The organism is Pseudomonas sp. KH_040, assembly GCF_057839305.1.
In genome coordinates this window covers 5,142,727-5,156,916 of sequence record NZ_CM174487.1, presented here as the reverse complement: position 1 = coordinate 5,156,916, position 14,190 = coordinate 5,142,727, and the positions used below count along the sequence as shown (strand labels likewise).

General features: G+C 59.7%; 11 protein-coding genes. 10 read left to right on the top strand and 1 reads right to left on the bottom strand.

Features of this window, described 5'->3' with window-relative positions:
- Window positions 1-115: 115 nt before the first annotated feature.
- Entirely contained in the window at window positions 116-1,117 is a 1,002-nt protein-coding gene (gene gap, locus AC3IUF_RS22975; RefSeq protein WP_007917884.1) for a type I glyceraldehyde-3-phosphate dehydrogenase, read from the bottom strand.
- 220 nt (window positions 1,118-1,337) lie between these two features.
- Here gap and edd point away from each other — a divergent pair, with 220 nt between their 5' ends.
- From edd to AC3IUF_RS22925, 10 genes are all read left to right on the top strand, one after another.
- Entirely contained in the window at window positions 1,338-3,164 is a 1,827-nt protein-coding gene (edd, locus tag AC3IUF_RS22970; protein WP_095112266.1) for a phosphogluconate dehydratase, read from the top strand.
- Window positions 3,161-4,114, top strand: a complete 954-nt coding sequence (locus AC3IUF_RS22965; protein WP_463543568.1) for a glucokinase — start codon at window positions 3,161-3,163, stop codon at window positions 4,112-4,114. The genes edd and AC3IUF_RS22965 overlap by 4 nt, the downstream gene beginning before the upstream one ends.
- Before the next feature lie 154 nt (window positions 4,115-4,268).
- Complete coding sequence (locus AC3IUF_RS22960; RefSeq protein ID WP_007917879.1) at window positions 4,269-5,000, top strand: response regulator; 732 nt, start codon at window positions 4,269-4,271, stop codon at window positions 4,998-5,000.
- Entirely contained in the window at window positions 4,990-6,459 is a 1,470-nt protein-coding gene (locus AC3IUF_RS22955) for an ATP-binding protein (RefSeq protein WP_007917878.1), read from the top strand. The genes AC3IUF_RS22960 and AC3IUF_RS22955 overlap by 11 nt, the downstream gene beginning before the upstream one ends.
- A 309-nt stretch (window positions 6,460-6,768) precedes the next feature.
- On the top strand, window positions 6,769-8,028 hold the full coding sequence (locus AC3IUF_RS22950) for a D-mannose isomerase (protein ID WP_489279385.1): 1,260 nt from the start codon (window positions 6,769-6,771) through the stop codon (window positions 8,026-8,028).
- 118 nt (window positions 8,029-8,146) lie between these two features.
- A complete protein-coding gene (locus AC3IUF_RS22945; protein WP_007917875.1) occupies window positions 8,147-9,448 on the top strand; it encodes an ABC transporter substrate-binding protein in 1,302 nt (433 codons plus the stop codon).
- Window positions 9,449-9,598: 150 nt separating this feature from the next.
- Entirely contained in the window at window positions 9,599-10,507 is a 909-nt protein-coding gene (locus AC3IUF_RS22940) for a carbohydrate ABC transporter permease (RefSeq protein ID WP_007917874.1), read from the top strand.
- Window positions 10,500-11,345, top strand: a complete 846-nt coding sequence (locus AC3IUF_RS22935; protein WP_007917872.1) for a carbohydrate ABC transporter permease — start codon at window positions 10,500-10,502, stop codon at window positions 11,343-11,345. Before AC3IUF_RS22940 ends, AC3IUF_RS22935 begins: the two co-directional genes overlap by 8 nt.
- 2 nt (window positions 11,346-11,347) lie before the next feature.
- Window positions 11,348-12,508, top strand: a complete 1,161-nt coding sequence (locus AC3IUF_RS22930; RefSeq protein ID WP_007917871.1) for an ABC transporter ATP-binding protein — start codon at window positions 11,348-11,350, stop codon at window positions 12,506-12,508.
- Window positions 12,509-12,731: 223 nt separating this feature from the next.
- The gene (locus tag AC3IUF_RS22925) at window positions 12,732-14,081 is read left to right on the top strand and encodes a carbohydrate porin (protein WP_007917870.1); all 1,350 of its coding nucleotides are present in this window, start codon (window positions 12,732-12,734) and stop codon (window positions 14,079-14,081) included.
- Window positions 14,082-14,190: the final 109 nt, after the last annotated feature.

Sequence of the window (14,190 nt, the reverse complement as noted above, 5' to 3'; positions counted from 1 at the left end):
ATCGACGCAGATAAATGTAGGAGCTGCCGAAGGCTGCGATCTTTTGATGTTGATCTTACAAACAAGATCAAAAGATCGCAGCCTTCGGCAGCTCCTACAGGGGATCAGGACAACCTTACTCGGCGTTACATAGCGCCAGGCAGTTATCCAGCATGCGGTTGGAGAAGCCCCACTCGTTGTCGTACCAGGCCAGCACCTTCAGCAGTTTGCCGCTGGACTTGGTGTGGTTGGCGTCGAATATCGACGACAGCGGATTATGGTTGAAGTCGCTGGATACCAGCGGCAGGGTGTTGAAACCGAGAATCTTCGAGTGCTGGCTCGCGGATTTCATCAGCGCGTTGACTTCCTCGGCGCTGGCTTCTTTTTTCAACTGCACGGTCAAATCTACCAGCGACACATTGATCACCGGCACGCGCACGGCCATGCCGGTCAGCTTGCCCGCCAGTTCCGGCAGCACCAGGCCTACCGCTTCAGCGGCGCCGGTCTTGCTCGGGATCATGTTCTGCGTGGCCGAACGCGCGCGGTATGGGTCGGTGTGATAGACGTCGGTGAGGTTCTGATCGTTGGTGTAGGCATGAATCGTGGTCATCAGACCGCTTTCGATCCCCAGTTCGCGGTGCAGCACTTGCGCCACTGGCGCCAGGCAGTTGGTGGTGCACGAAGCGTTGGAGATGATCTGGTGCGACTGGCGCAAAATGTCGTGGTTCACACCATAAACAACAGTGGCGTCGGCACCTTTGGCCGGGGCCGAGATGATCACTTTGCGCGCGCCGGCAGTAATATGCGCGGCCGCTTTGGCGCGATCGGTAAAGAGACCGGTGCATTCGAACACCACATCAATCTTTTCCGCCGCCCATGGCAGCTCGGCCGGGTTGCGAATGGCGCTTACCGCAATGCGGTCGCCGTTGACGGTCAGACTTTCGTTGTCATGCTCGACCTGAGCGTCGAACGTGCCGTGAACGGTGTCGTATTTGAGCAGATGAGCATTGATCGAGCTGTCGCCCAGATCGTTGATGGCGACGATCTGCAAATCCTGTCGATAGCCTTGGGTATACAGTGCGCGCAGGACATTACGGCCGATGCGGCCAAAACCATTGATTGCGATTCGAAGAGTCATGGAACAGCGCCGCCGTCGTTTTGTTGTTGGAATTACAAGATTATTCGCATAAAAATAGAAAACAAGCCTTTTTAGTGGCAATATTTTGTTTTATCTACAACGAGTGACCTGAATCAACTGGTCCGAATGGTCAAAAAAGCCGTCTGTCATTCCAACAACAACGGCGTTTGATCAGCATAGACAATCAGGTCGCCACATCCGTTAGCCTGGAGTTCTACACATGCATCCCCGCGTCCTTGAGGTCACCGAACGGCTTATCGCCCGCAGCCGCGCCACGCGTCAGGCTTACCTTGCACTGATTCGCGGCGCCGCCACTGACGGGCCGATGCGCGGCAAGCTGCAATGCGCCAACTTCGCCCACGGCGTTGCCGGTTGCGGCAGCGAAGACAAGCACAGCCTGCGGATGATGAACTCGGCGAACATCGCCATAGTTTCTTCGTATAACGACATGCTCTCGGCGCACCAGCCGTATGAAGTGTTCCCGGAACAGATCAAGAACGCCTTGCGCGAAATCGGCTCGGTCGGCCAGTTTGCTGGCGGCACTCCGGCGATGTGCGACGGCGTCACCCAAGGTGAGCCGGGCATGGAACTGAGCTTGCCGAGCCGCGAAGTGATCGCCATGTCCACCGCTGTGGCGCTCTCTCACAACATGTTCGACGGCGCGCTGATGCTCGGCATCTGCGACAAAATCGTCCCGGGGCTGATGATGGGTTCGCTGCGCTTCGGTCACCTGCCGACGATCTTCGTGCCGGGCGGGCCGATGGTCTCGGGGATTTCCAACAAGGAAAAAGCCGACGTGCGGCAGAAGTACGCTGAAGGCAAAGCCACCCGCGAAGAGCTGCTGGAATCGGAGATGAAGTCCTACCACAGCCCGGGCACCTGCACCTTCTACGGCACCGCCAACACCAACCAGTTGCTGATGGAAGTCATGGGCCTGCACTTGCCGGGCGCTTCTTTCGTCAACCCGAATACGCCGCTGCGTGATGCGCTGACCCGCGAAGCCGCGCATCAAGTCACGCGCCTGACCAAGCAGAACGGCAACTTCATGCCGATCGGCGAAATCGTCGACGAGAAGTCGCTGGTCAACTCCATTGTTGCGCTGCACGCCACCGGCGGCTCGACCAACCACACCCTGCACATGCCGGCCATTGCCATGGCGGCGGGTATTCAACTGACCTGGCAGGACATGGCCGACCTCTCCGAAGTCGTGCCGACCCTGAGCCACGTCTACCCGAACGGTAAAGCCGACATCAACCACTTCCAGGCAGCGGGCGGCATGTCGTTCCTGATCCGCGAACTGCTTGGCGCCGGTCTGCTGCACGAAGACGTCAACACCGTGCTTGGCCACGGCCTGAGCAAATACACCAAGGAACCGTTCCTCGATAACGGCGAACTGGTATGGCGCGAAGGTCCGGTCGACAGTCTCGACGAAAATATCCTGCGCCCGGTCGCCCGTGCGTTCTCGGCAGAGGGTGGTCTGCGTGTGATGGAAGGCAACCTCGGTCGCGGTGTGATGAAGGTGTCCGCCGTTGCGCTGGAAAACCAGATCGTCGAAGCGCCAGCGATGGTGTTCCAGGATCAACAAGATCTGGCCGACGCGTTCAAGGCCGGCCTGCTGGAAAAGGATTTCGTCGCGGTGATGCGCTTCCAGGGCCCGCGTTCCAACGGTATGCCGGAGCTGCACAAAATGACGCCGTTCCTCGGCGTGCTGCAGGATCGCGGCTTCAAAGTCGCCCTGGTGACTGACGGCCGGATGTCCGGCGCCTCGGGGAAAATCCCCGCAGCGATTCACGTCAGCCCGGAAGCTTATGTCGGTGGTGCTTTGGCGCGCGTGCAAGAGGGCGATATCATCCGCGTCGATGGCGTCAAAGGCACTTTGGAACTCAAGGTCGACGCCGCAGAATTTGCAGCGCGCGAACCCGCCAAAGGCCTGTTGGGCAACAACATCGGCAGCGGGCGCGAACTGTTCGGCTTCATGCGCATGGCCTTCAGCTCGGCGGAGCAGGGCGCCAGCGCCTTCACTTCTGCCCTGGAGACGCTTAATTGAAACTGGCTTTGGTCGGTGACATCGGAGGCACCAACGCGCGGTTCGCGTTGTGGAAAAACCAGCAACTGCAATCGGTTCAGGTGCTGGCCACGGCCGACCACGCCAGCCCGGAAGAGGCGATCAGCCTCTATCTGCGCGGGCTCGGTCTGGCGCCGGGTTCGATCGGTTCGGTGTGCTTGTCGGTGGCAGGTCCCGTCAGTGGTGATGAGTTCAAATTCACCAACAATCACTGGCGCCTGAGCCGCACCGCGTTCTGCAAAACCTTGCAGGTCGAGCAGTTGTTGCTGGTCAACGACTTCTCGGCGATGGCGCTGGGCATGACCCGTTTGCAGCCGGGCGAATTTCGTGTGGTCTGCGAGGGCACGCCGGAGCCGTTGCGTCCGGCGGTGGTGATTGGCCCGGGCACCGGCCTTGGCGTCGGTACTTTGCTGGATCTCGGTGAAGGTCGTTTCGCGGCGTTGCCGGGCGAGGGGGGGCACGTCGATCTGCCGCTGAGCAGTCCGCGTGAAACCCAGCTATGGCAGCACATCTTTAACGAGATCGGCCATGTCAGCGCGGAAACCGCGTTGAGCGGTGGTGGTCTGCCGCGAGTCTATCGCGCGATTTGCGCAGTGGACGGGCATGAGCCGACACTCGACACGCCGGAAGCGATTACGGCAGCTGGTTTGGCCGGTGATCCGATTGCCCTGGAAGTGCTCGAGCAGTTCTGCTGCTGGCTCGGCCGTGTCGCCGGCAACAACGTGCTGACCACGGGCGGGCGTGGCGGGGTGTATATCGTCGGCGGTGTGATTCCACGCTTCGCCGATTTCTTCCTCGAAAGCGGTTTCGCCCGTAGCTTTGCTGACAAAGGTTGCATGAGCGATTACTTCAAAGGCATTCCGGTGTGGCTGGTGACAGCGCCGTATTCCGGGCTGATGGGCGCGGGTGTGGCCCTGGAACAGGCTGGCTGAGGATCGTTCCCACGCTCTGCGTGGGAATGCAGCCCGTGACGCTCCGCGTCACTGGACGCGGAGCGTCCCCAGAGGCGTTCCCACGCAGAGCGTGGGAACGATCGGTTCATCAGGCATAATCCGCCCCAATTCCAACAACAAGGATGCCTTCGAAGTGAGCTCAGTCAACAAGTCGATATTGTTGGTCGATGACGACCAGGAAATACGCGAGTTGCTGGAAACCTACCTGACCCGCGCCGGGTTTCAGGTGCGGGCCACCGCCGACGGTGCCAGTTTCCGCCAGGCCCTCAACGAGGCGCCGAGCGATCTGGTGATCCTCGATGTCATGCTGCCCGACGAAGACGGCTTCAGCCTGTGCCGTTGGGTGCGTCAGCATCCGCGTCAGGCGCAGGTGCCGATTATCATGCTCACCGCCAGTTCCGATGAAGCCGATCGCGTAATCGGTCTCGAACTCGGTGCCGACGACTACCTCGGCAAACCCTTCAGCCCCCGCGAACTGCAAGCCCGCATCAAAGCTCTGCTGCGGCGTGCGCAATTCGGTCAGGAGCGCAGTGGCAGCGACGTGCTGGCCTTCGATGAATGGCGGCTGGACATGGTCAGCCACCGCCTGTTTCACACGGACGGCGAGGAAGTGATTCTCTCCGGCGCCGACTTCGCCCTGCTGAAACTGTTCCTCGATCACCCGCAGGAAATCCTCGACCGCGACACCATCGGCAACGCCACCCGTGGCCGCGACCTGATGCCGCTCGATCGCATCGTCGACATGGCCGTCAGCCGTTTGCGCCAGCGTCTGCGCGACACCGAGAAACCGCCACGGCTGATCCGTACCGTGCGCGGCAGCGGCTACCAACTGGCAGCCAACGTGGTTGCCGGCAATGCTCACTGAGTCGCTGCGTAAACTCGCCGCCAAGGTGCCGGTACCGCGTTCGCTGCTTGGGCGGATGTTGCTGCTGACGTTGCTCGCGGTGTTGTTTGCGCAGACCTTGTCGAGCGTGATCTGGGTCTCGCAGCTGCGCGCCACGCAGCTCGAAGGTCTGGTCACCAGCGCCCGCAGCCTCGCCCATTCGATGACCGCCAGCGTCAGTTATTTCCGCTCGTTGCCGGTGGCTTATCGGCCGTTGGTACTCGACCAATTGCGCAGCATGGGCGGCACCCGATTCGTCGTGACGCTCAACGACAAGCCGCTGGGCATGGACGTACTGCCGGTCACGCCGCGTAAAGCGGCGGTGATGAAAGCGGTCGACGAAGTGCTGCGCCAGACCTTGGGCCATGACACCGATATCTCGGTGACCTTTGTCAGCCCCGAAGACCTGCGCATCTTCAACGCCGGGCTGAAACTCGATGAATTGCCGCGTTCGTGGGCGCATTACGCGCTGACCCTGGAACCGGTCAATCCACCCGTGCTGGTCACGCAGATTCAAATGGCCCCGGGCGAATGGCTGTACATCGCCTCACTGTTGCCCGAGCCGTACACCAGTCTTGAAGAACAGGGACTGCCGTCGCAACAAGTGTGGTTCATCGTCCTCACCAGCGGATTTTTGCTGCTGTTCATCGGCCTGTTGGTGCACTGGCAGAGCCGGCCGCTCAAGCGTCTGGCACGTGCCGCACGGGATCTGTCGCTGGGTGCCGACGTCGAACCGGTGGCCGAGGGCGGTGGCAGTGAAGTGGTGGAAGTGGGGCGCGCCTTCAACACCATGCGCGAGCGCATCAGCCGCTACCTGACTGAGCGCAGCCAGTTGTTCAGCGCTATTTCCCATGACCTGCGCACGCCAATCACCCGTTTGCGTTTGCGCGTCGAACTGCTGGAAGACGAAAAGCTGCAAGCCAAATTCGGCCGCGATCTGGATGAGCTGGAGTTGTTGGTCAAAGGCGCGCTGCAATGCGTGAAAGACACTGACATCCACGAGAACATCGAACCGGTGGATCTCAACCATGTGCTTGATTGTCTGGTCGAACCGTACCTGGCGCCGAACGGCAACGGCCGGGTGACTCAGCATGGCCGTGCGTTGGCGGCGTATCCGGGCAAACCTTTGGCGTTGAAGCGTTGCATTGGCAATCTGATCGACAACGCGTTGAAGTATGGGCAGAACGCACATCTGCATATCGATGACGATGACAGCGCGTTTGTCTTGCACGTTGATGATGAAGGGCCGGGAGTGCCGGAGCAGCGCTTGGAGCAGGTGTTTGAGCCGCACTTCCGGTTGGCGGGGCAGCAGCAGGGATATGGCTTGGGTTTGGGCATTGCGCGCAATATTGCCCACAGCCATGGCGGGGAAGTGACGTTGCAGAATTTGCGTGAGGGTGGGTTGCGGGTGACGTTGCAGTTGCCGCGTTCAGCGGATTGAGGCAAAAGCTTTCCCTCCCCTAGCCCTCTCCCAAGGGGAGAGGGGACTGATCGGGGGATGCTGCAGAGATACGCCGACCTGGAAGTCCGGTAGCGAATCCATAATCGACTCGATGTGTCAGGTCGGCGGATAACCCAGCACCACTCGGTCGGCCCCCTCTCCCTCTGGGCGGTCCGACGTTTCGGGAGGGCTGGGGTGAGGGTGGCTCTTTTGTCACGGATCGGTGACAAACCCCGCCCCCTTCGTTACAAGCCCACCCCAACCCGTTGTTTAGACTCCCCGCAGTCATAACAACAAAAAAGGCCCCCCATGGATCTCTTCCAACCCGGCTTCAGCAGTTGGCTGAACGCCCCTGCGCATCAGCAATGGCTCGCCGCCGAAGGCCTGCGTCTGCTGGATTTCGCCAAGGCATCAAAACTGCCCGAAGGCTTCGGCAACCTCGACGGACGCGGCCGTCTGCCAGCGAACGCGCAAGCCGAAACCATGAACACCGCGCGCATGACCCACAGCTTCGCCATGGCCCACATTCAGGGCTTGCCGGGTTTTGCCGAGCTGGTCGATCACGGCATCGCCGCCCTGCGCGGACCATTGCGTGATGCGTTGCATGGCGGCTGGTTCGCGGTCGCCGAACACCGCGATGACAACACCGGCAAGAACGCCTACCTGCATGCCTTCGTTGCGCTTGCGGCCAGCTCTGCGGTGGTCGCACAGCGTCCCGGCGCCCAAGCGTTGCTGGATGATGCCATCGACATCATCGACACGTATTTCTGGAGCGAGGAAGAGGGCGCCATGCGCGAATTCTTCAATCGTGACTGGAGCGAAGAAGAAGCCTATCGCGGCGCCAACAGCAACATGCACGCGACCGAAGCGTTCCTCGCGCTGGCCGATGTCACTGAAGATCCGCGCTGGCTGGTGCGCGCGCAACGTATCGTCGAGCGGGTGATCCACGGTCACGCTGCCGGCAACGGTTACATGGTCATCGAGCATTTTGACCGCGACTGGCAACCACTGCGTGACTACAACCTCGACAATCCTGCTGACGGTTTCCGCCCCTACGGCACCACGCCGGGTCACGGTTTCGAGTGGGCGCGGCTGTTGCTCCATCTCGAAGCCGCGCGGGTGCAGGCCGGTATGCTCACGCCCGGTTGGCTCGCCACCGATGCGCAAAAACTGTTCGAGAACAATTGCCGCAACGGTTGGGACGTCGATGGTCTGCCAGGCATCGTCTACACCCTCGACTGGGACAACAAAGCGGTAGTGCGCCACCGCTTGCACTGGACCCACGCCGAAGCCAGCGCCGCCGCCAGTGCCTTGCTCAAACGCACCGGCGATGCGCAATACGAAAGCTGGTACCGGCTGTTCTGGGAATTCTGCGAGACGAATTTCATCGACCGTTGCGACGGCAGTTGGCACCACGAACTCAATCCGCAAAACATCCCAAGTGCCGATATCTGGCCGGGCAAACCCGATCTGTATCATGCCTGGCAAGCGGTGCTGATCCCTCGTCTACCCTTGTCGCCCAGTATGGCGACTGCGCTGGCACAGTTATCCCAGAGCAGTCCTGTGTAACCATGTGGTGACATTCGCGCGTCCCTTCGTTACCTGCGAAGGGAAACGTCCTGTTTAAACTCCTGTGCAGCGCAAGCACCAGACTTGCATGCATAACAACAAGAAAGGTACATCTCAGATGAATGCGATTTCTCGCCTCGCTACTGTCATTTCTGTCGCCTCCCTGTTCCCGCTCGCAATTCTGCCTCTCAGTGTTTCCGCTGCCGAATCCAAAGGTTCGGTCGAAGTCGTGCACTGGTGGACGTCCGGTGGCGAAAAAGCTGCCGTTGATGTGCTCAAGGCCCAAGTCGAAAAAGACGGTTTCACCTGGAAAGACGGCGCTGTCGCCGGTGGTGGCGGTGCGACTGCCATGACCGTGCTGAAAAGCCGCGCAGTCGCTGGCAACCCGCCTGGCGTTGCCCAGATCAAAGGCCCGGACATCCAGGAATGGGCATCCACTGGCCTGCTCGACACCGACGTTTTGAAAGACGTCGCCAAGTCGGAAAAGTGGGACAGCCTGCTCGACAAGAAAGTCTCCGATACCGTGAAGTACGACGGTGATTACGTGGCCGTGCCGGTGAACATTCACCGCGTGAACTGGCTGTGGATCAACCCGGAAGTGTTCAAGAAAGCCGGGATCACCAAGAACCCGACCACCCTCGAAGAATTCTATGCCGCTGGCGACAAGCTCAAGGCTGCGGGCTTCATTCCGCTGGCTCACGGCGGTCAGCCTTGGCAGGACAGCACCGTGTTCGAAGCTGTAGTGCTTTCGGTCATGGGTGTCGATGGTTACAAGAAAGCCTTGGTTGACCTGGACAACGCGGCGCTGACTGGCCCGGAAATGGTCAAGGCGCTGACCGAGCTGAAGAAAGTCGCGACCTACATGGACGCCGATGGCAAAGGTCAGGACTGGAACCTGGAAGCGGCCAAGGTCATCAACGGCAAGGCCGGCATGCAGATCATGGGTGACTGGGCCAAGTCCGAATGGACCGCCGCCAAGAAAGTCGCGGGCAAAGACTACGAGTGCGTAGCTTTCCCGGGCACCGACAAGGCGTTCACCTACAACATCGACTCGCTGGCCGTGTTCAAGCAGAAAGACGCCGGCACTGCGGCCGGTCAGCAGGACATCGCCAAAGTCGTGCTGGGTGAAAACTTCCAGAAAGTCTTCAGCATCAACAAAGGCTCGATCCCGGTTCGCAACGACATGTTGAACAACATGGACAAGCTCGGCTTCGACTCCTGCGCACAGACTGCTGCCAAGGACTTCCTCGCGGACGCCAAGTCCGGCGGCCTGCAACCAAGCATGGCGCACAACATGGCGACCACGCTGGCCGTGCAAGGCGCGTTCTTTGATGTCGTGACCAACTACATCAACGACCCGAAAGCCGACCCGGCCGACACTGCCAAGAAACTCGGCGCTGCGATCAAGTCCGCCAAGTAATGCTTGGCCCCGGTAGGAGTGAGCCTGCTCGCGATAGCAGTTGGTCAGGTAACAGATTTATCAACTGACACACCGCAATCGCGAGCAGGCTCACTCCTACAAGGGGGCGAGTTGCCCAAGTAGTCCTTTTCTCTCGTACTGGATTTCCCCATGAGTTCTGTTGCTGTGTTCAGCAAGGCCTCGCCGTTCGATGCATTGCAACGCTGGCTACCCAAACTGGTGCTGGCGCCGAGCATGTTCATCGTGCTGGTGGGCTTCTATGGCTACATCCTGTGGACGTTCGTGCTGTCGTTCACCACCTCGACTTTCCTGCCCAACTACAAGTGGGCCGGTCTGGCGCAATACGCACGGTTGTTCGACAACGACCGCTGGTGGGTCGCGAGCAAAAACCTCGCGGTGTTCGGCGGTATGTTCATCGGCATCACCTTGGTGATTGGCGTGTTGCTGGCGGTGTTCCTCGATCAGCGTATTCGTCGCGAAGGCTTTATCCGCACCATTTACCTGTACCCGATGGCGCTCTCGATGATCGTTACCGGTACCGCGTGGAAATGGCTGCTCAACCCGGGCATGGGCCTGGACAAATTATTGCGTGACTGGGGCTGGGAAGGCTTCCGTCTCGACTGGCTGATTGACCCCGATCGCGTGGTTTACTGCTTGGTGATCGCCGCTGTGTGGCAAGCCTCGGGCTTCATCATGGCGATGTTCCTCGCCGGCCTGCGTGGCGTTGATCAATCGATCATCCGTGCCGCGCAGATCGATGGCGCGAGCATGCCGACGATCTACTGGAAAGTGGTGCTGCCAAGCCTGCGTCCGGTGTTCTTCAGTGCGGTGATGATTCTGGCGCACATCGCGATCAAGAGCTTCGACCTGGTCGCGGCGATGACTGCCGGCGGCCCGGGTTACTCCTCCGACCTGCCCGCGATGTTCATGTATTCCTTCACCTTCAGTCGCGGCCAGATGGGCATGGGCTCGGCCAGTGCGATTCTGATGCTCGGTGCGATCCTCGCGATCATCGTGCCTTACCTGTATTCCGAGCTGAGGACCAAACGCAATGACTAGTCTCGCTGCCAAACCTGCTATCAGCCTGAGTCGCATCGCGATCTACGCGGTGCTGATCCTCGCCGTACTGCTTTATCTGGTGCCGCTGGTGGTCATGTTGCTGACCAGCTTCAAGACTCCGGAAGACATCAGCACCGGCAACCTGCTGAGCTGGCCGACCGTGGTCAGCGGCATTGGCTGGGTCAAGGCCTGGGCCACGGTTGACGGTTACTTCTGGAACTCGATCAAGATCACCGTTCCGGCCGTGATCATCTCCACCGCCATCGGTGCGTTGAACGGTTATGTGCTGTCGTTCTGGCGCTTCCGTGGTTCGCAGCTGTTCTTCGGTCTGCTGTTGTTCGGCTGCTTCCTGCCATTCCAGACCGTGCTGCTGCCAGCCTCGTTCACCCTCGGCAAGATGGGCCTGGCAAGCACCACCACCGGCCTGGTGTTTATCCACGTGGTTTACGGTCTGGCGTTCACCACGCTGTTCTTCCGTAACTACTACGTGAGCATTCCGGATGCGCTGGTGAAAGCTGCACGTCTGGACGGCGCGGGTTTCTTCACCATTTTCCGGCGGATCATTCTGCCGATGTCGACGCCGATCATCATGGTTTGCCTGATCTGGCAGTTCACCCAGATCTGGAACGACTTCCTGTTCGGTGTGGTGTTCTCCAGCGGTGATTCGCAACCGATCACGGTGGCGCTGAACAACCTGGTCAACACCAGCACCGGCGCCAAGGAATACAACGTTGATATGGCAGCGGCGATGATCGCCGGCCTGCCGACCCTGCTGGTCTATGTGGTCGCAGGCAAGTATTTCGTGCGCGGGCTGACGGCCGGCGCAGTCAAGGGGTAATCATGGCAACGCTCGAACTTCGCAACGTCAACAAGACCTACGGTGCCGGCCTGCCGGACACCCTGAAGAACATTGAACTGTCGATCAAGGACGGTGAGTTCCTGATCCTCGTCGGCCCGTCGGGCTGCGGCAAATCGACCTTGATGAACTGCATCGCCGGTCTGGAAACCATCACCGGCGGCGCGATCATGATCGGTGATCAAGACGTCAGCGGCATGAGCCCGAAGGATCGCGACATCGCCATGGTGTTCCAGTCCTACGCGCTGTACCCGACCATGAGCGTGCGCGAGAACATTGAGTTCGGTCTGAAGATTCGCAAGATGCCGCAGTCGGCGATCGATGAAGAAGTCGCGCGCGTGGCCAAGCTGCTGCAGATCGAGCACCTGCTCAATCGCAAGCCGGGTCAGCTTTCCGGTGGTCAGCAGCAGCGTGTGGCGATGGGCCGTGCACTGGCACGTCGACCAAAGATTTATCTGTTCGACGAACCGCTGTCCAACCTCGACGCCAAGCTGCGCGTCGAGATGCGCACCGAAATGAAACTGATGCACCAGCGCCTGAAAACCACCACGGTCTACGTAACCCACGACCAGATCGAAGCGATGACCCTGGGCGACAAGGTTGCGGTGATGAAGGACGGCATCATTCAGCAGTTCGGCACGCCAAAAGAGATCTACAACGACCCGGCCAACCTGTTCGTCGCGAGTTTCATCGGTTCACCGCCGATGAACTTCATTCCGCTGCGTCTGCAACGCAAGGACGGTCGTCTGCTGGCGCTGCTCGACAGCGGTCAGGCGCGTTGCGAGCTGCCGATGAGCATGCAGGACGCCGGGCTCGAAGATCGCGAAGTGATCCTCGGCCTGCGCCCGGAGCAAATCGTGTTGGCGAACGGTGAGGGCAATGGCCTGCCAAGCATTCGTGCCGAAGTGCAGGTGACTGAGCCGACCGGCCCGGACACGCTGGTATTCGTCAACCTCAATGAAACCAAAGTCTGCTGCCGTCTGGCGCCGGACGTGGCACCGCAGGTGGGCGAGAACCTGACGCTGCAATTCGATCCGTCGAAAGTGTTGTTGTTCGATGCCAAGACCGGTGAGCGCCTCGGCACTGCCGGCCAACCACAGACCGATGCGCGGTCTGCGAACGTGGCGCAATTCAAAGGCCGCTGAAGATCAATGCTGGAATGCGGTCATGTGGGAGCTGGCTTACCAGCGATGAGGCCGGCACATCCAACATGGATGTCGCCTGAAGCACCGCCATCGCTGGCAAGCCAGCTCCCACAGGGATTGGATTCCAAAAGGAGCACGCGGTGGATTGCCTGTAATCCATCGCACTTTATGTAAACCGCGTTAGATAAAAACAGTTAATAACAATAAAGACGAGGATGTAGGGATGAAAAAGAAACACGTCAATGCCCGGTTGATCTGCCAAGTGTCGGCTGCGGCGGCCTTGGTGCTGGCCGGTAACGCCATGGCGGCGGATGCCTTCAGTTCCGATTCGAAATGGATGACCGGCGACTGGGGTGGCGAGCGTACCAAGCTGATCGAGCAGGGTATCGACATCAAGGCTGACTACGTTGGGGAAGTCGGTGGCAACCTGAACGGTGGCTACAACGACGACAAGACCGCGCGTTACGCTGACCAGTTTGGTCTGGGCGTGGCACTCGATCTGCAAAAGCTCTGGGGCTGGGATAACACCCAGGCGAAGATCCAGCTGACCAACCGTAACGGTTACAACATCTCCAACGACCGCGTTGGCGATCCGCGTGCCGGCACCTTGAGCTCCTCGCAAGAAGTTTACGGTCGTGGCCACATGGTGCGTCTGACCCAGTTGTGGATTCAGCACCAGTTCTTCGACAACAAACTCGACGTCAAGGCCGGTTACTTCGGTGAAGGCGAAGACTTCAACACCTTCCCGTGCGACTTCCAGAACCTCGCGTTCTGCGGTTCGCAAGTGGGTAACTGGGCAACCAACATCTGGTACAACTGGCCGGTCAGCCAGGCCGCGATCCGTGTGAAGTACAACATCAACGACGAGCTCTACGCGCAAATCGGTGCGTACAACCAGAACCCGTCGCAGCTGGAACACGGCAACGGCTTCAAACTCAGCGGCAGCGGCACCAAAGGTACTGTGTTGCCGGTTGAGTTGGTCTGGTCGCCGAAGGTCAACAGCCTGCCGGGCGAATACCGCGTCGGTTACTACAAGAGCACGGCCGATGCCGACGACGTTCGTGAAGACGTCAACGGTTTCGACGCCGCCACCACTGGCGACGCGTACAAAACCCACAGCAGCAAAAGCGGCTACTGGTTCGTGGCGCAACAGCAACTCACCAGCCACAACGGTGATGCTTCTCGCGGTCTGAATATCGCGGCCAACGCCACGTTCCACGACAAAGACACCAACTTCATCGACAACTACCAGTCGGTGATGTTCGTCTACAAAGGCCCGTTCGACGCGCGTCCGAAGGATGACGTCGGTATCGGCGCGGCGCGTATCCACGTCAACGATGACGTGAAGAAAAACGCCGAGCTGCTGAACGCTTCCAACGGTGTGTCGGACTACGACAATCCGGTGTTCTCGCCAATTCGCGAAACCGAATACAACTACGAGATCAACTACGGCTTCCACGTCACCAACTGGCTGACCGTACGTCCTAACCTGCAGTACATCACTCACCCGGGTGGTGTGGATGAAGTTGATAACGCTTTGGTCGCTGGCCTGAAAATTCAGTCTACGTTCTAACGCGTCTGCGATAAGCTCCTCTCTATGTGCGCATATTTGCGGACAGCCCAGGCTGTCCGCTTTTTTTTGAGGGGCAGTAATCCCCGTGACAGTTGAATTCGGAACCGTG